Source organism: Marinobacter similis (genome assembly GCF_000830985.1).
Lineage (GTDB): Bacteria > Pseudomonadota > Gammaproteobacteria > Pseudomonadales > Oleiphilaceae > Marinobacter > Marinobacter similis.
Genome location: NZ_CP007151.1, coordinates 3,608,469 through 3,629,711, shown reverse-complemented (window position 1 = coordinate 3,629,711; position 21,243 = coordinate 3,608,469). Strand labels below are relative to the sequence as shown.

Annotated in this window: 20 protein-coding genes and 3 pseudogenes; 11 read left to right on the top strand and 12 right to left on the bottom strand. The window is 58.9% G+C overall.

The window, feature by feature from the left end:
• Positions 1-111 precede the first annotated feature (111 nt).
• From AU14_RS22290 to AU14_RS16700, 11 genes and pseudogenes are all read right to left on the bottom strand, one after another.
• Positions 112-519 carry a sensor histidine kinase gene (locus AU14_RS22290; RefSeq protein WP_236744177.1) on the bottom strand — a complete coding sequence of 136 codons (408 nt, stop codon included), beginning with the start codon at positions 517-519 and terminating at the stop codon, positions 112-114.
• Positions 440-838 carry a hypothetical protein gene (locus tag AU14_RS22285; RefSeq protein ID WP_236744176.1) on the bottom strand — a complete coding sequence of 133 codons (399 nt, stop codon included), beginning with the start codon at positions 836-838 and terminating at the stop codon, positions 440-442. Before AU14_RS22285 ends, AU14_RS22290 begins: the two co-directional genes overlap by 80 nt.
• On the bottom strand, positions 835-2,472 hold the full coding sequence (locus AU14_RS16730; protein WP_041342736.1) for a tetratricopeptide repeat-containing response regulator: 1,638 nt from the start codon (positions 2,470-2,472) through the stop codon (positions 835-837). Before AU14_RS16730 ends, AU14_RS22285 begins: the two co-directional genes overlap by 4 nt.
• Positions 2,469-3,602 carry an ATP-binding response regulator gene (locus AU14_RS23525; protein ID WP_330217996.1) on the bottom strand — a complete coding sequence of 378 codons (1,134 nt, stop codon included), beginning with the start codon at positions 3,600-3,602 and terminating at the stop codon, positions 2,469-2,471. Before AU14_RS23525 ends, AU14_RS16730 begins: the two co-directional genes overlap by 4 nt.
• A 138-nt stretch (positions 3,603-3,740) precedes the next feature.
• Positions 3,741-4,057 (bottom strand): annotated as a pseudogene (locus AU14_RS23520) (PAS domain-containing protein); the annotation flags it as partial.
• 563 nt (positions 4,058-4,620) lie between these two features.
• The gene (locus AU14_RS22270; protein WP_236744175.1) at positions 4,621-5,985 is read right to left on the bottom strand and encodes an SLC5/6 family protein; all 1,365 of its coding nucleotides are present in this window, start codon (positions 5,983-5,985) and stop codon (positions 4,621-4,623) included.
• Between the two features lie 44 nt (positions 5,986-6,029).
• Positions 6,030-6,536 carry a hypothetical protein gene (locus tag AU14_RS16720; RefSeq protein ID WP_041342733.1) on the bottom strand — a complete coding sequence of 169 codons (507 nt, stop codon included), beginning with the start codon at positions 6,534-6,536 and terminating at the stop codon, positions 6,030-6,032.
• Between the two features lie 91 nt (positions 6,537-6,627).
• Positions 6,628-8,394, bottom strand: coding sequence for a sodium:solute symporter family protein (locus AU14_RS16715; RefSeq protein ID WP_041342730.1), 1,767 nt, complete (start codon positions 8,392-8,394; stop codon positions 6,628-6,630).
• Positions 8,395-8,400: 6 nt separating this feature from the next.
• Complete coding sequence (locus AU14_RS16710; protein ID WP_041342727.1) at positions 8,401-8,664, bottom strand: DUF4212 domain-containing protein; 264 nt, start codon at positions 8,662-8,664, stop codon at positions 8,401-8,403.
• Positions 8,665-8,875: 211 nt separating this feature from the next.
• Positions 8,876-9,583: a 3'-5' exonuclease gene (locus tag AU14_RS16705; protein WP_041342724.1), complete on the bottom strand. Its 708-nt coding sequence runs from the start codon at positions 9,581-9,583 to the stop codon at positions 8,876-8,878.
• A gap of 27 nt (positions 9,584-9,610) precedes the next feature.
• A complete protein-coding gene (locus AU14_RS16700) occupies positions 9,611-11,527 on the bottom strand; it encodes a DUF294 nucleotidyltransferase-like domain-containing protein (protein WP_041344073.1) in 1,917 nt (638 codons plus the stop codon).
• 166 nt (positions 11,528-11,693) lie between these two features.
• Between AU14_RS16700 and AU14_RS22265 the strand changes: the two genes are divergently transcribed.
• The 11 genes and pseudogenes from AU14_RS22265 (at position 11,694) to AU14_RS16655 (ending at position 19,384) form a co-directional block, all read left to right on the top strand.
• The gene (locus AU14_RS22265) at positions 11,694-11,996 is read left to right on the top strand and encodes a Smr/MutS family endonuclease (protein ID WP_236744174.1); all 303 of its coding nucleotides are present in this window, start codon (positions 11,694-11,696) and stop codon (positions 11,994-11,996) included.
• Positions 11,906-12,274 (top strand): DNA endonuclease SmrA, encoded by a 369-nt coding sequence (gene smrA, locus AU14_RS22260; RefSeq protein ID WP_330217995.1) that lies wholly within the window; start codon positions 11,906-11,908, stop codon positions 12,272-12,274. Before AU14_RS22265 ends, smrA begins: the two co-directional genes overlap by 91 nt.
• A 52-nt stretch (positions 12,275-12,326) precedes the next feature.
• Positions 12,327-12,518 carry a membrane lipoprotein lipid attachment site-containing protein gene (locus AU14_RS16690; RefSeq protein WP_041342721.1) on the top strand — a complete coding sequence of 64 codons (192 nt, stop codon included), beginning with the start codon at positions 12,327-12,329 and terminating at the stop codon, positions 12,516-12,518.
• Positions 12,519-12,605: 87 nt separating this feature from the next.
• Positions 12,606-13,087, top strand: a pseudogene (locus AU14_RS16685) ((2Fe-2S)-binding protein).
• A gap of 1 nt (position 13,088) precedes the next feature.
• Positions 13,089-14,555: a xanthine dehydrogenase family protein molybdopterin-binding subunit gene (locus AU14_RS16680; RefSeq protein WP_269079072.1), complete on the top strand. Its 1,467-nt coding sequence runs from the start codon at positions 13,089-13,091 to the stop codon at positions 14,553-14,555.
• Positions 14,555-15,292 carry a molybdopterin cofactor-binding domain-containing protein gene (locus AU14_RS22255; RefSeq protein ID WP_269079071.1) on the top strand — a complete coding sequence of 246 codons (738 nt, stop codon included), beginning with the start codon at positions 14,555-14,557 and terminating at the stop codon, positions 15,290-15,292. The genes AU14_RS16680 and AU14_RS22255 overlap by 1 nt, the downstream gene beginning before the upstream one ends.
• A gap of 1 nt (position 15,293) precedes the next feature.
• On the top strand, positions 15,294-16,322 hold the full coding sequence (locus AU14_RS16675; protein ID WP_094191247.1) for an XdhC family protein: 1,029 nt from the start codon (positions 15,294-15,296) through the stop codon (positions 16,320-16,322).
• A gap of 51 nt (positions 16,323-16,373) precedes the next feature.
• Positions 16,374-17,000, top strand: a complete 627-nt coding sequence (locus AU14_RS16670; protein ID WP_041342718.1) for a methylthioribulose 1-phosphate dehydratase — start codon at positions 16,374-16,376, stop codon at positions 16,998-17,000.
• Positions 16,997-17,555 (top strand): annotated as a pseudogene (locus AU14_RS16665) (1,2-dihydroxy-3-keto-5-methylthiopentene dioxygenase). The gene AU14_RS16670 and the pseudogene AU14_RS16665 overlap by 4 nt, the downstream one beginning before the upstream one ends.
• Positions 17,552-18,244 carry an acireductone synthase gene (mtnC, locus tag AU14_RS16660; protein ID WP_041342715.1) on the top strand — a complete coding sequence of 231 codons (693 nt, stop codon included), beginning with the start codon at positions 17,552-17,554 and terminating at the stop codon, positions 18,242-18,244. Before AU14_RS16665 ends, mtnC begins: the two are co-directional and overlap by 4 nt.
• A gap of 33 nt (positions 18,245-18,277) precedes the next feature.
• Positions 18,278-19,384 (top strand): DUF3080 domain-containing protein, encoded by a 1,107-nt coding sequence (locus AU14_RS16655; RefSeq protein ID WP_041342712.1) that lies wholly within the window; start codon positions 18,278-18,280, stop codon positions 19,382-19,384.
• A 13-nt stretch (positions 19,385-19,397) separates the two neighbouring features.
• Here the strand turns inward: AU14_RS16655 and AU14_RS16650 are convergent, their stop codons facing one another.
• A complete protein-coding gene (locus AU14_RS16650; RefSeq protein ID WP_041342709.1) occupies positions 19,398-21,215 on the bottom strand; it encodes a GspE/PulE family protein in 1,818 nt (605 codons plus the stop codon).
• Positions 21,216-21,243: the final 28 nt, after the last annotated feature.

Genomic DNA, 21,243 nt, shown 5'->3' with positions numbered 1-21,243 from the left:
GCGCAAGGGGTGGTTACGATAACGTATAAATAAAAAACAAACGGTTGCACTGGCTGGCAGGTTTTCTTGGAAGTGAACCAAGAGACGTCATGCCCGAGAAATGTGAATTGCTCAGGGCAGCCAGATCTCAAAAACGCCGCCACCGAACTGGCCACCATTGTGCAGCTTGATGGAACCGGTTCTGTCACCTTCCCGGTGCAGCCGGGCAACCGAGGATGCGAAGAACAGCCCCAGGCTGGTGCTGCCGGTGTTGAAGTCCAGGGATTTAAAGCTCAGGGTTCCTGTGTGTTGCATGCTCTCTGGATAGCCTTCACCATCATCTTCCACCCCAATTACCAGGTAACCCTCACGAGTCTCGGCTGTCAGGCGAATGTTGTTCCTGGTGTATCTCAGGGCATTGTTTATGGTGTTGTTCAACACCCCGGTCAACAGGTCTGCATCAAAGAAACCGGTGATGTCGCTGGCATCGATTAGGGCTTCTATACCCAGACCCTGGAGTAGGGGTACATGGCGCGCCATGTGCTCGGCCAGGAAGTCGCAGGTAATGTTCTTCAAGATGCGCCGACAGGTTCTCCTCGCCGAGACGATAGATGCCCAGCAGCTGCACTAAATCGTTGTGCATGCGCTCGGCCTCGTACTGCAGGGAGTTAAAGCGTGGCGAGCCGTTGAAAGTTGAGCCATGCTCGGTTCTTAGCTCGTCCAGGGAGTTCAGCAGCATCCCCAGAGAGTTCTTCATATCATGGACGGCTGAGGCCAGGACCATCGAAAAGTCGATGCTCTGGTCACTGTCATTGGTCGGGTTGGTGAGGTTGGTGAAGTCCTTGGGATTATCGGTCATGCGGTTAATCCCTTCAGTTTCTGGCTCAGTGCGATATAGCGCCGATGTTGTCGATGTTGTTCCGGCAATCCCTGGAGGCGGTCCAGTCTTGCCCGGCACTGTTCCAGCGGTTCGCGACTGGTTGGATCTGCCTCGTAGATTTTCAGCAACACCTGAACCAGATTCAGGTTCACCGAGGTGTGGTTCGGGACCACTGCGAGCGCTTCGGTAAACGCTGCGGCCGCGGCAGCGAGGTCGCCGGCCTCGAACGCTTTTATGCCATCTCTGGTCAGGTTTCGAGCCTTTAGTTTTTGGCGGAATCCGACCGGCTCATCCAGCAGAGCTTCGATGCGTTTCAGGAGCTCTGCCTCGTTGCTGTGCTCTTCGGCGAGGCGGCCCAGAAGATCTTTGGCGTCACCGTCACTGCCAATGCGAAACAGGGTCTTTGCATAGTCCAGACTGATGTCGGGATCGATCAGAGGGTTACTGTCGAACTCCGCCTTAAGACTGCTTTGCAGTGCCTCTGCCTCTCGATGCTGTCCCTGTCCAAACAGCACTCGGCATTGAACAATTCGGCTGCGAAGGCTCACTGCCGGCTGGTCGGCAAAGCGCTTCTCCATGGAGCCAAGGATTTCCAAGGCCTCGGTTGCGTGTTCGACGCTCTGACCACTGTCTTCGTCCTCACTCAGTTCTGACAGGCTCTGTCCCAAGGCCAGATAATGATCGGCGCTGTCGTGTATCGAGTGGGTACCGAGTGATACTGTTCGGCGCCAGGCATCGGCCGCAGTGCCGATGTCCTGATTGGCTTCGGCAACCTCCGCCAACTGCTTTTGCCGAAGCAGGGCATTGGGTGATTGCACGGTGGCCTGCTCGAGTACCCGCTGTGCTTCAGACAGTTTGCCTTGCTGGCGCAGCCCGTCGGCGAGCAGGTCGTAGGCTTCCATGTAATCGGGGTGGGTATCGATCAGTTGCTTGAGATTGGCGACGGCCTGATCGTGGCTGCGATTAGCCAGCAACACCTGGCTGCGCCCGAGCCTTGCCCAGGACAGTTCCCGCTGTTGCAGCACGTCGTCAAAGACCTTGGCAGCGTGGCTCAAATCTCCCAGGCGGAAGTAGAGATCACCCAGTGTCTTCAAGAGCCAGGTCTTATGGCGGGGATTCCGGGGCAGGGCTTGGAGGCAGAGCGAGATGGCTTCTGGATAATTTTCCCGGTCGATTTCCCGGTTAATCGGCAACAGTGCCTTGCGTTGGTCAATCAGTGTGATCAGACGCTGCTCCAGCAAGGCTCGGTTGATGGGTTTGGTCAGATAGCCGTCGGGCTGGTTCTCCCGTGCCCCCATCACCATTTGCTTGGAGGTTTCTGCAGTGACCATCAGAAACAGCGATGAGCGCCTCAGCAGGTTCTTGTGGCGCAGCTCTTCAAGCACCTGCTGGCCGTTTTTGCCCTCACCAAGGTTGTAGTCGCACAGCACCACATCCACATGATTGTAAGTGCAGTATTTGATCGCCTGCTCGGCGTTGCCGACCAGTTCAATCCGGTCGGCCCCGCAGGCTCGAAGCATCTGGCGCAGGGACAGACGGAAGTTTTCGAAGTCGTCGATGACCAGGTACGTCAGTTTGTGAAAGGCGTCCCCTCGGTAGCTGGATTCGCTCATGACCGTTTCTGCTTCAGCAACTTGTTGACCAGGGCCCGCAGTGCAGCGGGCTTCACAGGTTTATAGAGCAGATGGTAGCCCCTGGCAATGGCATCTTCCCGCACTTCCGGCGCCATGTAGCCGGTAATCAGGATTCCTGGAATATTCTCGCTCAACGCCGCTCTCAGACTATCCATGGCATCCAGACCGTTCTTGTTATCGTCCAGCTGGTAGTCGGCGAGGATGATCTCAGGAGCATGGCCGTTGAGCTGCTCGGTGGCGTCATCCAGGCTTTCTGCGGCGGTGACATCGCACTTCCAGTTACCCAGCAGCGCGACCATGCCTTGGAGAATGGCGGGGTCGTTATCGATACACAGCACATGGAGGCCGCCAAGGCTTGAAACCCGACGCGATCCGGTTGCGGGCTGTGGAGCGGCGGCGGGTATCTGTTCCGGTGCCGCCAGCGGGACGGTAATGCCGAACAGGCTGCCACGACCCTGAATGGAATGCACGGTGATCGGGTGGTCGAGCATGCCACTGATCCGGTCCACGATGGCCAGGCCAAGACCCAGGCCTTTTTTGTCGCGGCCAGTCTGGAAGCGGCGGAATTCCTCGAAGATGTGCGCCAACTGGTCTTCCGGAATGCCCGGACCAGTATCCCAGACATCAATCCGGAGAAAGCCTCTCAGGCGTCGGCAACCGAGCAGGATCTTACCCTTTGGGGTGTAGCGAATGGCGTTGGAGAGGAAGTTCTGCACCACCCGGCGCAACAGCTTGGCGTCAGACCGTACCCACGCGGTGCTGGGTACTACATGCAGTTCCAGCCCCTGATCCTTGGCGATCGCCGAGAAATCTGTGGCCAGGTGACGCAGGATGTCGTTCACCGGGAATACGCCAATGTCTGGCTCAAGCGCACCGGCATCCAGCTTGGAAATGTCCAGAAGGGTGCTGATGATCTCCTCGGCGGCACCCAGGGAGCTGTCGATGTGATTAACCAGATCCTTTTCTTCGCCCACTGGAGCCTTTCCGGCCAGCGCTGAGGTGAATAATCGGGCAGCGTTGAGGGGCTGAAGCAAGTCGTGACTCGCCGATGCCAGGAAGCGGGTCTTGCTCTGGTTCGCTTGTTCCGCAACGGATTTCGCTTTCAACATCTGCTCGTTAATGACCTGCAGTTCCTGGGTACGCTCTTTGACCCGCTGCTCAAGGTAGATGTTGGTTTCCTTCAGCGCCTGCTCAGTCCGGCGCATGGCGGTGATGTCCTGGAAGGTGGTGACGTAGCCTCCACCGGGGATGGGGCTGCCATCAATCCTTATCACGGTGCCGTCAGGCGTTGGCGCTCGTACGACATGGGCTCGCCCTGACGCATGCTGCCGCAGCGGTCGGCAATGATTTCATCAATGCGTCGGGCTGACAGGTTAGCGTTGGTCAGGTTATAGCGCATGAGATCTTCCACTGGCCGACCCACCCGCACGAAACCTTTCGGGTAGGTGAACAGCTCCAGATAGCGTTGGTTCCAGACCACCAGTTGCTGCTGGTGGTTGACCACGGATACCCCAAGGCGAATGTTCTCAATAGCCGATTGCAGCAACTCCCGGCTGAAAGTCATGGCCTGCGAAGCTTCGTCGACAATACTGACGACGTCCTCGATCTGCATGTCGCGGCCGGTCAGTGTGGATTCCAGGACCACCCTCGCCGTGGAGGCGCCAATCACCGAGGCAAGTTGGCGTTCAATGTACTTCATCAGGTGATTGGAGGCTGGACGCTGAGGGTGCAGGCGAATGGCGTTGCGGCGTTCGTAATTGCGCAAAATAGTCTCGGACCGCTCTTCACCCATGAATCGGTCGGTTAATGCTTGCAGATCCGAGGTCAGGATTTCGCCTTGCCAGCTCTGGTGCTGAGGCGTTTCGGCCCTGGGTTGTGGGTCATGGAAGAACGACGCGATCTGGATCTTCTCTCGCACACGTTGACGTGTCAGCAGCGACAGAAGCACGTAGGTCAGGGTGTTGATGCCAAGGCTCCAGATAATGCCGTGGCTGATCTGGTCGAAGTCAGAGCCGAACAGTGCCGTCGGGCGAGTCCAACCCAGGCCCCAGAGGCCCTGGTTGATCAGGGTGTCGGTCATCCAGCCGGTAGTTGCCAGGGCCGGCAACAGTAGGGTGTAGCACCACATCAAGAAGCCCAGTGCCAATCCCCAGACCGCGCCCATGTAGTTACCCCGCGCCAGATGATACCGCCGACCAGAGCTGGGCCAAACTGCGCGGCAGCGGCAAAGGACAACAGGCCAAACGCCGTCAGGCTGTAGTCTTCGCTGGCCATGCGGTAGAAGCCGTAAGCGGTCAGCAGCACCACAAAAATGGCAACCCGGCGGATTCTTAACAACAGGTGGCTGAGGTCGGTGCGGCGGTTCATTCCGGGCCGAAAAAATTTCAACAGCGCCGGCATGATGATTTCGTTGCTGACCATAGTAGCGATGGCCACCGAACAGACAATCACCATGGCCGCAGCCGCTGAGCCGCCGCCCAGGAAGGCGAGAATGGCGAGCCATTTCTCACCAGCCTGGATCGGCAGTTGCAGAATGAGAACGTCGGGGTTACCGGTCACGCCCCCGGGCGAGAGCAGGCCAGCGGCGGCAATTGGTAGCACAAAGGCGCTGGCAATAATCAGATAGATGGGCATAGCCCAGCGTGCGACTTCGAAATCCCGATGATCGGTGTTTTCGACTACCATGACGTGGAATTGTCGCGGCAGGCAGATGATAGCCAGCATCGCCACCAGGGTCTGGGTGATAAATGCCGGGGCTTCAACACCGTCCATGGTCAGGGTGCCAATCAGGTCGGCTTCCTGCACCCGGCCGAGCAGATCACCAAAGCCGCCGTAGAGTCCGTAGCCAACGAACAGGCCCACGGCCACGAACGCCACCAGCTTGATCAGGGACTCAAACGCCACCGCCTGAATCATGCCTCGATGGTGCTCTGTGGATTCGAGGTGACGGGTGCCGAACAACACGGTGAACACGGCCAGTGCCAGCGTGATGTACCAGGCCGAGTCGGCCCAGGGCGCGCTGCTGCTTATGTGAATACCTGGTCCGGTTTCCGAAAGTACGTTAAAGCCCATGGATATGGCTTTAAGCTGCAGTGCAATGTAGGGAACGCTGCCAATCAGTGCAAAGGTTGCGATCATGGCGGCAAGTGATTGGGACTTGCCATAGCGCGAGGCAATGAAATCGGCTATCGACGTACTGTTGTTGCGCTTACTGATGTAGATGATCCGGCGCAGCAAGGGGGCGCCAAAGATAAACACCAGCAAGGGACCAAGGTAGATGGGGAGAAAGCCCAGCCCTTCCTGGGTGGCGCGGCCAACCGCGCCGTAAAAGGTCCAGGAGGTGAAATACACCGCAAGGGACAGCGCGTAGATATGCGAGCGCGCGAGCCTGCGCCGGTAAAGCCCGGGGTGTTTGTCACCGGCCCAGGCGATGACAAACAGCACCGAAATGTAGGTGATGGAAATTAAAACCAGCAGCCAGGCACTAATCATGGATACGCGGTTCTCTCGGTTGCAGGCATTCTGGAGTCGTCATATTAGCTGGTGCAGACGGTTGTCAGCAGTCTATCCGTGGTGTCGAGCATTTTCATGTTATCGACTCGGGGTGTGCCATCAGAGCCCAGTGGCACCAGTTCCCGGGATTGGCAGTTGAGAATATGGACCCGGTGGGAGATCGCGTCCGTCAACTTCTGTTCAAAACGGTACAGCGTGAAGCGGACGATGTCCGGGTTGGCTGTATCCTGGCTGATGCTTTCGGTGTCGACGGTGGAAAAGGCTGTCACATAGGGGAAAGCAAAAGTCCAGGGGCGCCAAAGGATGCCATCGGTTTCGGTGTCGACGACCACCGCTTCCTCGGGGAGCATGTCTTTCTTGTGGTCGTACCAGGTGTACTCACCGTGGATCAGGTAACCAAGCATACCCAGGCCGGCAAACGCCGGGATGATCCACTTGGGAGCGTGATTGCGGGTGGCCGCACGAATGCCGAGGGCAATCCCGGCGGCGCCCAGGCCACAGAAAACAGTGGCGACAAAGGTCCAGAACATAAAAACGTTTCCTCAAAAAAGAACGGGCTCCCTCGGCGAGGAAGCCCGTTCAGTACAACCTGTCAATGTATTGAATCAGGTCGCGTGTAGCTTAGTGGTCTTGAGCCTGGCTCGCACCACGTGGGTAACGGACGCTCTCAACCAGCTCCTGAATCTCAACGGGCGGCTCTTCAGTAGCGTTGGATACCACGAAGGCTACCGCAAAGTTGACGATTGCACCAACCGCGCCGATGGACAGCGGAGAGATGCCCAGTACCCAGTTCTCCGGTGTGTCTGGCAGGTTGTTGGTGCCCGGAATGAACAGCCAACCCTTGTACACAAAGATGTACGCCAGGGTGAAGCCCAGACCGGTCAGCATGCCGGCAATGGCGCCGGTGTTGTTAATCCGCTTGGAGAAGATACCCATCATCAGGGCCGGAAACAGCGACGCTGCGGCAATACCGAACGCCAATGCCACCACCTGGGCTGCAAAGCCCGGCGGATTTGCCCCTAGCCAGGTGGCCACCACGATTGCGACGGCCATGGATATCCGTGCTGCCAGCAGTTCACCTTTCTCGGAGATGTTGGGATTGATCGAGCCTTTGATTAGGTCGTGACTGATGGCCGAGGATATTGCCAGCAACAGACCTGCCGCCGTGGACAGGGCGGCCGCCAGACCACCAGCTGCAATCAGGCCAATAACCCAGCCTGGCAGGTTGGCAATCTCCGGGTTGGCCAGTACCAGGATGTCCCGGTTGACCACCAGTTCATTGCCTTCCCAGCCGCGAGATTGCGCCTCGGATTCGAACGCCGGGCTGTCATTGTACAGCTGAATGCGTCCGTCTTCGTTTTTGTCGGTGAACTGGATCAGACCGGTGACTTCCCATTCCCTGACCCAATTCGGGCGCTCGTCGTATTCAATCGGGGCGGCCGCAGTGCCATCCGGGTAGATGGTGGTCATCAGGTTCAGGCGTGCCATGGAAGCAACAGCCGGCGCGGTCAGGTAAAGCAGGGCGATGAATACCAGGGCCCAGCCGGCGGACCAGCGCGCATCGGCAACTTTCGGCACGGTGAAGAAGCGAATGATGACGTGGGGCAGGCCTGCAGTACCGATCATCAGTGACAGGGTAAACAGCACCATGTTCAACTTGTTGTCGACGTCCGCGGTGTACTCGTTAAAACCGAGATCAGTGATGACCTGGTTCAGTTTGGTGAGCAGCGGCACGCCGGAGTCCACGTGGGTGGAGAACAGGCCAAGACCGGGAATCGGGTTGCCGGTCAGTTGGACCGAAATGAACACCGCAGGAATGGTGTAGGCAATGATCAGAACGCAGTACTGCGCCACCTGGGTGTAGGTAATGCCCTTCATGCCACCGAGAACGGCGTAAATGAAGACCACAATGGCGGCAATGATCAGACCCAGGGTGGCGTCGACCTCAAGGAACCGCGAGAAGGCAACGCCGGCGCCCGCCATCTGACCAATAACGTAGGTCACCGAAGCAACGATCAGGCAGAGAACCGCCACCAGGCGTGCGTTCTTGCTGTAGAAGCGATCACCGATGAACTCGGGTACGGTGAACTTGCCGAACTTCCGCAGGTAGGGAGCCAGCAGCATGGCAAGCAGCACGTAGCCGCCAGTCCAGCCCATCAGGAAAGTAGAGTTGGCGTAACCGCCGGCGGCAATCAGGCCCGCCATGGAGATGAACGATGCTGCGGACATCCAGTCAGCGCCGATAGCCATACCATTGGTGATCGGGTGCACGCCGCCGCCGGCAACGTAGAAGTCTTTGGTACTGCCGGCTTTTGCCCAGATCGCAATACCGATGTAGAGGAGGAACGAGCCCCCTACAAAAATTATGTTGATAGCAAATTGGCTCATCGGTTCTTACTCCTCATGCACGCCGAATTTTTCATCGATTTTGTTCATGCGCCACGCGTAGTGAAAAATCAGGGCGATAAACGTAAGGATTGAGCCTTGCTGGGCGAACCAGAAGCCCAGATCGGTTCCGCCGATGGGAATACCGGCGAGCATGGGGCGAAGCAGAATCGCAAAGCCGTAAGAAACCAGGGCCCAAACGACCAGGCTTCCGATAATCAGGCGCAGGTTTGCCTTCCAATAGTTTTCAGCGTCGTAGCTATGACCTGACATAGGTTCACTCCTGTGTTTTTGTTTTGGCGAACGAGCGGTTTTTATATGGGGTTTTTCGGATAGAGCATTTGTTGTTCATATAGTAAAGCTCCGACTTGTTGTCCTCTCTGACTTTACCTGTCAAGTGCTTTATGGATATTGGCAAAAGGTCTAATTCTCAGTAATTTGCCCGAGGTTCAACTGTTTTTTGGTCAGCTGGATTGGGCCTGTTTCAGAAGCGATGCATGTTCTGAAGGCGCCGATGGTAGTGCAGTTTGTCGTGCAGTTGGCGGAGGGTCTTCACGCCGTCCTTGTGGGCCCGGTTCAAAGCCACCAGCGTCAGTTCTGCGGTCACCAGGGCATCAGCTGCGGCATTGTGACGGGCGCTGGCCTCCAGGCCGAAAAAGTCGCTCCAGTGATCAAGGCCCTTGCCCCCCGGTTTTGCCTTGGGGAAGAACACCGGTAAAAGGTCGGCGACATCCATCCAGGTGTGGCTGGCGGTATAGCCAAGCTGGCTACGGAGAGTTTTCTCGAGAAACTTCTGGTCGAAGGCGGAGTGAAACGCCAACACCGGATCGCCGTTCATCCATTCCAGCAGGTAAAGCAAAGCGTCTTCGGTTTCATGGCCCTGGGTCAGGGCTTCATTGCCTATGCCGTGGATCAGTACTGTTTCGGTGATATCGAGCTCCGGTCGTTTCAGGATCAAATCAAACTGGTCGCTGAGCTGGATCGCGCCGCCGCTGATGGCGACAGCGCCGATGGCAATGACCTCATCCTTTGCGGTATTCAGGCCGGTGGTTTCCAGGTCCAGGACAATCAGCCGGCAATCGGACAGCAACTGGTCGCCCGGGATCTTGGCTTTGGGCAGGTTGTCCAGATCGAGATGGCTACCCCGGCCTCCCCGGCGCCGATCCAGCCATTGTTTGATTTGCTCAAGCATGGTCAGGCCCCGCCCCCAGCGTTGCGGTTAGAGTTGATAGGTTAATTCCAGCTTCTGTTGCAGGCGCTGGGCCTGCCGAAAGGATTCCCTCAAAATGCGACGATCCAGGGGATTCAGGTCGTTCGGGTCGATCAGGTTAGTCAGTTCCTCACCGCGATTCAGCAGCTCCTGGTGCGAGCGCATGCGGATGGCCTGGATCAGGCTGTAGCCTTCTTTCCAGGCATTGGCATCTTTCGGGTCGAAAACGCCTTTTTTGGCCAGCTCGTCCATCCGCTCTAAGGTGTTGGCGGTGCCCACCCCATTGGCCAGGGCAAATACCCGCACCGATTCTACGAACGGTGCTAGGCCCTGGCGCTTCAGATCCAGAGCCTGTTTGTTGCCATCGGTCACGTAGCGAAAGTTACGGAACATGGTCAGGGGCGGTTTCCGCTGGAATGCGTTGCCGGCCAGCATCTTCTGGAACAGGGCGTTCTTGCGGATGCGGGACAATACCTTGTCCAGCAACTCCTCCAGCGGTTTTGTCGGTCCGAACACCGCTCGCATGTCCAGGAAGATCGAGGAGTAGACCAGGTTCTGGGGTGTTGAGGCATCGATAAACCGGATAAACCAGTCGTCCCACTCGTCAGCGCTCAGGCACAGCTTTGGGTTGCTGGCCATGATGTTGCCCTTGCACAGGGTAAAACCGCACTCGGCCAGTTCCTGGTTGACGGTCTGCGCGAACGGCAGCAGCTTTTCCCGTACCTGATCCTCTGTCATCCCCTCCGGCGTCTCGAACAGGATACCGTTGTCCTGATCGGTCAGCAGCGTCTGTTCCTGGCGCCCCTCGCTGCCGAAGGTCAACCATGTGAAGGGGATGCCCGGGTCGTTTTTCTTGATGTTCAGTTCCAGCACTCGGCGCACTGTAACGTCGTTCAGTGTGGTGATGATCTTCACCACTTGGCCCGAGTCGGCACCGTGGGCCAGCATGGCATCGACCAGGCGGGAGACGTCGGCCCGCAGGCTGACCAGGGTGCGCAAATGGGTTGCGGTGCCGATGGTGCGGGCCAAATTGACCAGATCCACCCGCTGCAGGGAGAACAGGTCGCGCTCGGATACCACGCCGATCAGACAGTGTTCATCGTCCACCACGCACAGGTGGGCAAAATGATGCTCTGCCATCAGCATCGCCGCTTCGAAGGCATCGGCGTGGGCCGGCAGGCAGATAGGATCCTGAGTCATAACCTGGCGAACGGGCGCATCCAGCGGCGCCTTGTGCTCGGCGATCAGAGTTCGCAGATCCCGGAGCGTGAAAATGCCGGTGGGGTGCCGGTTGTCATCGGTGACAATAATGCTGCCGACGCTGTTTTCATGCATTCGCGCCACCGCCTTTTCCACTGGCAGATCGGGCGAGCAGACGATGGGGTTTCTGAGCGCATAGCGTTCCAGTGGTGTATCCAGGGAATTGCTAGAGCCGATGGACGCCATGGCGCTGGACTGGATGCGCTGGTTTACCTGATCAAGCAGGCTGCTGACGCCGCGCAGGCAAAAATCCCGGAATGAGTCGCTGGCGGAAAACAGGGTGATGAAGGCGTCTTGTTCGATGCTCAGGCAGAAGGTGTCGCCGGCGGCCCGGTGCAGGGTTCTGGTAGGTCGCTCACCGATCAGCGCGGCCAGGGGAAAGCACTCGCCCAGGCTGATCTCAAACGTAGTGTCGGTTCGGTCATCCTTTGCGTTATGACGTTCACCGCGAATCCGTCCCTGCTTGACTACGTAAAATCGTTTAATGATGCCGTCGTCCGGCGAGATGACTTCATCGCCATCGGCATAGAAACGCAGGGTCGCATGCTCGGCGAAATGGGCGAGGTGGGTATCGTCCATGCTGGAGAAAGGGGCATGTTCCCGGAGAAACGCCATGATGGCACGCGTATTCTGTGGTCGGGAGCTGTCCGGATTTGCTGCTGCCATGGAGGGAGCCTTTGCTTCAGTGATGTTTCCGTTTCCAGTGTAGTTCACTGAATGAACGCCGAACGGCAAGAGTTTGAAGTAAAAGTTGAGGCCGCGCGACGATTCTTTATGGTAAGCGGAGCGGGTGGTAAAGTTCCCGAACTCATTAGGTACTAGTAGCACTGCCATGACGACTAAAGAAGAACGCCTGAGCTTTCTTGAAGAAATGAAAGATGTCCGACGGATCAAGAAGCCCAACCGTGCGGAAGTCCAGACGCCCAGGGATCTCACTCCTGGCCATTTGGAGCGCCAGCGTGCAGCCGTGGCCAAGGCCGTCAAGGACAGCAACCCACTAACATCCGATATGGTGGAGCCGCTGACGGCCCACGATGTTCTGACCTGGCAACGCCTGGCATCCAGCACGGTGTCTTTCGCAAGCTGCGACTGGGACAGTACCCAATTGAGGCACGACTGGACCTGCATCGGATGACCGTTGAGCAGGCCCGCCGGGAAGTGTTTGGCTTTATTGGCGACTGCGTTCGCTATGGTCTGCGCTCGGTTATCATTCTGCACGGTAAAGGCGAGCGAAATCCCGATGGCATTGCCCAGCTGAAAAGTTACCTGGCCAAGTGGCTTCCGGAGCTCGACGACGTCATGGCCTTTCATTCGGCCCAAAAACACCATGGTGGTACAGGCGCTGTCTATGTCATGGTTCGCAAGGGCGATCGGGACAAACAGCACAACCGTGAGCTTCATAGCCGGCGATAATCGCTTCGCCCCCACCGATGATTACTCAAATGACCCCTGAGAGGTATGCAAGGTGAAGAAACTGGTATTGATGATATTTGCTGTGGTCGCACTGGCTGGCTGTCAGGATCGGGTTATCTGGAATGACAACGGCGAGCTGGAAGGCGCTACCGAGAACCGCGAAGTATGGGACTCCAACGGCCAGATGAAAGGCGGTGAACGTAAAATCTGGGTCAACAAGGAAGGCGAAGACGTCGTTAAGTAAACGGTTCGCTTCGGACGCACCCGGGGTAATCAAACAATAACACTGTGCGCCTGGATAAGCCGGGAGCGTATAACGGAGAGTAAGGACATGGCGGTGAGCCTGATGGTCAATGGCGTGGAGCGTGTGCTCGACGTGGAGGGAGATACTCCCCTGTTGTGGGTGGTTCGGGATGAACTGGGGCTGAAAGGCACAAAATTTGGATGCGGCGCGGGGCTGTGTGGCGCGTGCACGGTGCATCTTAATGGTCAGCCAGTGCGTTCCTGCTCAACTCCCGTTGAGCTGGCTGCCGGGGCTCAGGTCACCACGATAGAGGGCCTGGGCGACCAGGATCGTCTGCACGCGCTGCAGGAAGCCTGGATCGAACAGGGCGTGCACAGTGTGGCTATTGCCAGTCCGGGCAGATCATGAGTGCTGCCCACTTGCTGGCTAGCAATCCATCGCCTTCCCGCGACGATATTGTCAGCGCGATGACCGGCAACATCTGTCGTTGTGGCACCTACTCCCGGATCATTGCCGCGGTGGAGTCAGTGGCCGCCGATTCGCGTCCGGATCAGCAGGAGGGCGCGTAACATGACCATGAACCGACGTGCGTTCTTGAAAGCGGGAGCCGGTGCTTCTGGCGGCTTGATGCTATCGTTGTCTTTGCCCGGCTGCGCTAGCGTGCAAACCGGCTATGAGCCTGAAACTGGCGAGTGGAAGCCAGACGCCTGGCTCGAGCTTACCCGTGACGATGAAATCTACTTTACCCTGGCACGGGTAGAAATGGGGCAGGGCACCTACACCGGACTGACTACCCTGATTGCCGAGGAACTGGAGGTGGAGCCCGCCGCCATCACGCCACGGTTTGCGCCGGCGGCACCGGAATACCGCAACCCCCTCTACAAACTGCAGCTCACCGGTGGCAGTACCAGCATTGCCACAAGCTGGGAGCCGCTGCGTACCGCCGGGGCCTCCGCCCGGAAGATGCTGAAAATGGCCGCGGCTAGAATCTGGAAGGTGGAAGCCGATGCCTGCACGGTTCGAGACGGCCATGTGGTACATCCGAATGGAATTGACTCCCTACGCTACGGCCAGTTGGTAGAGCTGGCGTCCAAGGAAGTGATCCGGGGCGAGGTTGCGCTCAAGCCGCGCAGTGAATGGAAGCTTATTGGCAAGCAAGGCAATCGATTGGACGCCCGGGCCAAGTCCACCGGCACCGCCGAGTATGGTATCGATGTGGAGTTGCCGGGGCAGGTTTACGCCGTGGTGACTCGATCACCCCGTTACGGCGGCCGGGTTGACAGCTTTAACGGCGACGAAGTCCGGGCCATGTCTGGCGTTGTCGATGTGGTCGAGATTGAGCGAGGCGTCGCCGTGGTCGCCGATAAATACTGGCGGGCACGGAAAGCCCAGGCTGCACTGAGTGTCAGCTGGGATTTTTCCGACGCCCTGTCATTGTCCACCAGTGACGTCTTTGAGGGATACCGTAAGGCCGCCGATGAAGACCCGGGCGAGTCCGAGCGCAGTGAAGGCGATTTTGATGACGCCGCCGAAGCCGCGTCGACGGTACTTTCTGCCGAATACGCGCAGCCGTACCTGGCCCACGCCACCCTTGAGCCGATGAATGCAACAGCCTGGTACCAGGGTGACCGGGCCGAAGTGTGGGCGCCGACCCAGGCTCCTGATCTTGGGCAGATCGCCGTGGCACGGGTGACTGACCTTTCCCCAGCCGACGTCACTATCCACACTACGTTTCTCGGTGGTGGCTTCGGGCGCCGGCTGACTCAGGATTTCATTGAGGAGGCGGCTGCTGTTTCCTTCAAGATTGGCAAGCCGGTTAAGGTGATCTGGTCCCGGGAAGAGGATACCCGTCACGACCTGTTCCGGCCCGCCATGCTGCACCGGATGAAAGCGTCGCTGGCGGACGGTGAGCTGACCGGTTGGCACCATCAGGTTGTCGGCCCCCAGATTCTCGATTGGTACGTGCGCAACGCCGCGCCCGCCCAGTATCCCTGGGCACCCAAATTCCTATACAACAGCCTGGGCTCTGCCGGTTGATGTTCGAAGGTATCGCTACGCCCAAGGATATGTCCGCCATCGAAGGCGCAATCGAATACCCCTACGGTGTGGGCAACATCGATATCCGTCACACCCATACCGATCCCGGGGTACCGGTGACCTGGTGGCGTTCGGTTGGTTTTTCCCACAATGGCTTTGCGGTTGAAACCTTCATGGACGAGCTTGCCCACGAGGCGGGTGAGGATCCCTACCAGTTCCGCCGCAAACTGCTGGCTAAGGAGCCACGTCACCAGGAGGTGCTCGATCGTGCCGCCAGATTGGCGGGCTGGGGTGAACCTCTGGCCGAAGGACGGGCTCGGGGTATTGCCTTGTTCCGGAGTTTTGGCACTTACGTTGCCCAAGTGGTCGAAGCCGGTATCGAGCACGGTGAAATCCGCGTCTACCGGGTCGCCTGCGCCGTTGACTGCGGCCAGGTGGTGAATCCGAGAATCGTCGAGGACCAGATCGAGGGCGGCATCCTGTTCGGCTTGACCGCTGCCCTGTATGGCGAGATTACCCTGGAGCAAGGCGAGGTGCAGCAGAGCAATTTCCACGACTACCGGTTGATGCGTCAGTACGAACGCCCGGAGGTGATGGTGGATATCGTCGACAGCGAGGCGTCGCCGACCGGTGTAGGTGAGCCCGGCGTGCCGCCGGTGATTCCTGCTCTTGGTAACGCGCTTTTTGCGCTCACAGGGCAGCGTCAGCGTTCCCTGCCTTTAACGGCGGATGCCTGATATGTCGAACACGCGCTCACTAACCTCCGGCCATTCCTCGGTCATTCATGATGTTGCTCGCTGGCTCGGTATAGGCGCGGGCGAGGGCGAAGGTAAGGGGGGAGGTGCAGGTGAGCGCGAGCGAGTCTGGCTCTGCACCATTGTTGAAACCTGGGGCTCGTCGCCAAGGCCGGTAGGGTCGTGGCTGGCGGTCAGCGAGTCCGGACGCTGGAGTGGGTCGGTGTCAGGTGGCTGTCTGGAAGAGGACTTGCTACGCCGAACTGCCAGCGATGGGCCTGCGCAGCCAGTGCTCATTGACTATGGCATCACCGACGACGATCGCGATAACTTTCAGCTCCCCTGCGGTGGCCGGATCCGGTTATTGGTAGAGCCACTTCAAAGTGCTGAAGCCGCTGAGCACGTTGCTGCCCTGGCGTCGGCGCTGGATCGCCGCGAGCCAGTATTGCGGCGGGTTCGTCTGGATGCGCCCCCGGAGCTTGAGCCAGCCGTGGGTCAGCCCGGTTCGTCGGTAAACTTCGATGGCGAATGCCTGGAGCAGGTGCTGCAGCCTGAGTGTCGGCTGTTGCTGATCGGCGCCGGTGAGGTTGCCCGCTATGTCGCGGAGTTTGCCGGGGCGGCCGATTTCGACGTGACAATTTGTGAGCCTCGGGATGCCTTTGCCGAAGGCTGGGGTTATCCTCATATTCCGCTGAACCGGAAGTTGCCGGATGACCTCGTGGCCCAGCACTTCGCTGATCCCTGGTCCGGAGTGCTCGCTCTGGCGCACGATCCGCGCATTGATGACATGGGCCTGCTGGCGGCACTGACGACGCCCGCATTCTATGTTGGCGCTATGGGATCCCAGAAAACGTCAGACGCCCGCCGTGCCCGGCTGGCCTCCCTGGGCCTGGATCAACAGGCTCTGGACCGGTTGCGCGCCCCTATTGGTGTCAGCATTCCCAGCAAGACTCCCGCTGAGATTGCCATCTCCGTGGTCGCCGATCTGATTGCCGCGCGCCACCATTTGCGGGCCGCCTCACCATCCCTATAATGTCCTCACGCGAACGCCTCGAAAGGGGCGTCAAACCCTGAGGGAGAATCCGTGTTTGATGTAACCCGATATGCCATCGCGGCCGACGAGATCGTCGAGGCCGGTCGGTTCCTGTATCAGCGAGGCTGGTCACCGGCTACCAGCAGCAACTATTCCGCGCGCGTTGATGACCAGCACATTGCGATCACCGTATCCGGTCGTCACAAGGGGCAGTTGGGCGCGGGCGACGTCATGGTGGTGGATCTGGCCGGTCAGCCGGTGCAGAGCAATTGCCGGTCGTCCGCCGAAACCCGTCTGCACACGGTGTTGTACGAGGTTTTCCCGGAGGTCGGCGCCGTGCTGCACACCCATTCGGTCAAGGCCACGGTGCTGAGCCGTCTGTTGGCAGCGGGTGAGCCGCTGGTGCTGGAAGGTTACGAGTTGCAAAAGGCGTTCAGCGGTGTCGATACCCATGAGTCGGTGCTGTCCGTTCCGGTGTTCGATAATACCCAGGATATCGACGCCCTGGCCCGCGACACCAAAGCCTGGTTCAGCGCCCATCCGGACCAGCCCGGTTACCTGATTCGCGGTCACGGCCTCTACACCTGGGGCAAAACCATGGCCGATTGCCTGCGCCATGTCGAAGCCTTCGAATTTCTGTTTGAATGTGAGCTTGAAACCATGAGGGTTCACCCATGACTACCTTGAGTGTTTTTGATCAAAGCCAGCCAGCGACGGCCCATACGGTAACCGACAACCCGTCGGAAATTCGCGACCTGCTGGCCCAGCACGGTGTGCGCTTTGAACAGTGGCCGACCCGTGACCTGCCGGCCGATGCCTCCTCAGAAGACATTCTGGCGGCTTACCAGGACGAAATCGCGACTCTGAAAGCCGAGAACGGTTTCCAGACTGCGACGTAATCAGCCTGAACCCGGACAACCCGCAGAAAGGGGCGTTCCGCCAGAAATTTCTCGATGAGCATACCCACAGCGAAGACGAGGTGCGGTTCTTTGTTCGAGGGCAGGGGCTGTTCTATCTGCACTTTGGTGACCAGGTGCTGGCGGTGCTGTGCCAGAAGAACGATCTGATCAGTGTGCCGAATGGCACCCGGCACTGGTTTGATATGGGGCCGGAACCGGCGTTTACCTGCGTTCGTCTGTTTACTAATCCGGAAGCTGGGTTGCCGACTTCACTGGCGAAGACATCGCCGGACGGTTGCCCCGTTACGAAGCCTTGGCGGGGGCGGTCGAATGATTCGGGTTGTTTTGACCGATATCGAAGGCACCACCAGTTCGATTTCCTTCGTTCACGATGTCCTGTTTCCGTATGCCAGCGAGCACCTGGCTGACTTTGTTCGGACTCAGCACGCGGACAACCCGCTGGTGGCGGAGCAACTGGATGCGGTAGCGACCACCGCGGGCGTTGATCGTGGCGACATTGATGGCTTGATCGACACGCTTCAGGCCTGGATTCGTGAGGATCGCAAGGAAACGCCGCTGAAGACTCTTCAGGGTCTGATCTGGGAGCAGGGCTATCAGCAGGGCGTGCTCAAGGGCCACATCTACGATGATGCCGCCGATTACCTGCAGCGCTGGCATGATCGGGGCCTGCGTCTGTTCGTATATTCTTCCGGGTCGGTCAAAGCCCAGCAGCTGATTTTTGGCTATACAACCGCGGGCGACTTTACCCCGTACTTCTCCGGCTATTTCGATACCCGGGTTGGCGGCAAGAAAGAAGCCGGGTCGTATCAGGCGATCCTCGGTGAGCTGGGGGTAGAGCCGTCCACGGTGTTGTTCCTGTCCGACGTTGAGGCGGAACTGGAGGCAGCCGAAACGGCCGGAATGCAGACGGCCTGGCTGGTACGCGATGGAGACCTGCCGGACACTGGCCGCTTTGTCGCCCGCACCTTTTCGGAGGTGGATACCCTGCTTCGAAAGCGGTAATCCGTCCTTAGCGTAACCCATCAGGAGATGCTCATGCCCGGTAAAGGATGGATCAGGATGTGCGTTCCGGGCCTGATGATGGTGGTGCTGAGCGCCTGTAATCCCTTCTCTGAAGCCCGTCCGATGATGGACGAATACGTCGAACGGGTTGCCCGGGTTCTGGAAACAGAGCCCGAGCTTTCTGCTATCGATTCCCCCACCCACATCCCCCGCCGCCGTGATCGCGTACTGACCATGCCCGAGCTTGAGTTGGGTATGCTCGATTTCCTGTCGCTCTACGGCTGTGAATTGCAGTTCGTAGTGGGTGAAAAGAACTCGGTGATGGGCAAGGTTATGCAGCCGCTGAACCGGCTGCGCTATGAGCTGCGCTTTATTCGTGCCGCCCAGGACTGTATCCCGGAAACCGAGGATGAAGACCTGGTGGAGGTGCTGAACGAAGCCATTGCCAGCAAGCGGGAAACCCTGCCGATTGCACTCTGGAATGCCACCTGGGGCGTCGAGGAGATCGAGACGCTGTTTACCCTGGCCAAGGGTTACTACCCGGTTCAGAGCGAGGGCAATCCGGTGGCCGATCTGGCCCGTGACAGTGATCGGATGAATCAGGTCGTGGGCGCGCTGCTGGCGGGAAAAGTGGAAGAGAATGCGCTGGCGGCAAATGCACCGGGAAAGGGGACACTGGAGGAGAGCGCTCTGGAGTTTGCCGGTGCGGTCCAGCAACGCTGGCAGGCGGAGTACCGGGCCGGCCAGCTGATCAACAGTGCCGCACTGGTTAAAACCCGACTGAATGACGCCACCGGGTTGCTGCAACAGCGAATTCAGCAACGTCCGCTGTGTCTCAAGGGCAAGCCGAACAATCAGGCAGACATTGTCCAGAGCATGTTCTTCAGCGTTTACATCGAAAAGATACAGCCCTACATGAGTAACCTTCGCCGGGCCCGGGTTGAGTTGATCGAACCCTTGGCGATGATGGCGGAGCGACAAAGGGCGGTGATGCCACCCGAGTTCGCCCGTTGGTATCGCAAGCACCTGTCTCAGGTGGCAGACGACAGTCTGTGGCTTGAGCTGGACGCCGCCATGGCGCGCCATACCGAAAGCTGGCAGGCCTTGCTGGAACAATGTGGCATGCGGCCCGGCACCTGAACTCGCTGGCGAATCAGCGTTGGCTTTCCGGTGTCACCCTCAGGATCTCTTCCACGGTGGTCAGGCCCGCGGCGACTTTCTGGGCGCCACCCAGTCTGAGTGACTTCATCCCTTCCTTGTAGGCGTCCAGCCGCAGTTGCTCGAGTTCGCAGCGCTCGGTGATCTGCCGGGTCAGGTTGCCGGACAGGCTCATGATCTCATACACACCTGCGCGTCCCATGTAACCGGTATTCCGGCACTCCAGGCAGCCGACCGGCTGGTAGAACTGTTTCGGTACCGGCGCTTTCCAGGGCCGGGTCAGGGTCTGCCAGGCTTGCTCATCCGCCGGCCCCGGTGCCTTGCAATGTGGGCAAAGGGTGCGGGCGAGCCGCTGGGCCATAACCCCCAGAACAGTCGCCCGGATCAGGTAGGGCGGAATGCCCAGCTCCATCAGGCGGGTAATCGCACTGGGCGCGTCGTTGGTGTGCAGGGTGGAGAGCACAAGATGGCCGGTGAGGGCGGCCTGAACAGCCATTTCGGCGGTTTCCAGGTCGCGGATTTCGCCGATCATGATGATGTCCGGGTCCTGTCTCAATAGTGCCCGCACGCCCGCTGCGAAAGTCAGATCGATGTTGTTCTGGACCTGCATCTGGTTGAAGGCCGGCTCCACCATCTCGATAGGGTCTTCGATGGTGCAGACATTCAGCTCCGGCGATGCGATCTGCTTCAAGGTTGAGTACAGGGTGGTGGTCTTGCCCGAGCCTGTCGGGCCGGTGACCAACACAATGCCGTGGGCCTGGGAGGTGATGGTCTGCCAGCGTTCGCGGTCGTCCTTGCCGAAGCCCAGTTGCTCATAGGATTTCAGCAGCACATCCGGGTCAAAGATCCGCATCACCATCTTTTCGCCAAAGGCGGTGGGCATGGTGGCCAGGCGCAGTTCCACTTCCCGGTTGTCGGGTTTGCGGGTTTTGATTCGGCCGTCCTGTGGCCGCCGTTTCTCGGCCACATTCAGACGCCCGAGAATTTTCAGGCGGCTGGTGACGGCAACGCCCACGTGTTCCGGGAATTCGTAGACGTTGTGCAGCACCCCGTCGATCCGGAAACGCACCTGGGTAACCGTCCGTCGTGGCTCTATGTGAATATCCGAGGCGCGCTGGTCAAAGGCGTACTGGAGTAGCCAGTCGACGATCTTGACCACGTGCTGGTCGTTGGCGTCCGGATTTTCGCTGGTACCCAGGTCCAGCAATTGTTCGAAGTTGTTGCTGCCAACCGAGGCTGACGATTGGCCGCCGCCGGCCTTGCTGACGGAATTGGCCAACTGGTAGAACTCGACCGTGTAGCGGCGGATGTCCTCGGGATTGGCAACCACCCGGCGGATGTCTTTCCGCATGGCCTGTTTCAGGTTGCCTTCCCAGTCCGATTTAAACGGCTCCGAGCTGGCAATAAACACTTCATCCGGGCCGATCTCTACCGCCAGGATACCGTGCCGCTGCGCAAAGGCGTACGACATCACCTTGGCGATGGCGGAGACATCAATCTTCAGTGGATCAATATGGAAGTAGGGCTGTCCGGCCCAGTCTGCAAGCCACTGGGTCAGCCGGTCGAGATCCAGTGTCCGATCGGTTTTCCGGCTGGTTAGCGCGGCAATTGCCACCAGTTCCAGGGGGTGTCGTTTGGCATCCTGGCCTTTGCCAGAGGCGGCGCCGAGATTGGCGGTAAGCACTCGCTCGGCGTCGTCTTGGCTGATTTCCCCGCTGGTGACCAGTGCCGTGCACACATCCCTGAGGGTCAGGATGCTTCGGGCCGGCGCCGTCGGCCGGCTGGCGTGTTCTGGCGACTTGGTATCAGACATAGGGTCTCGTAATCAGGAGCATTGCGGT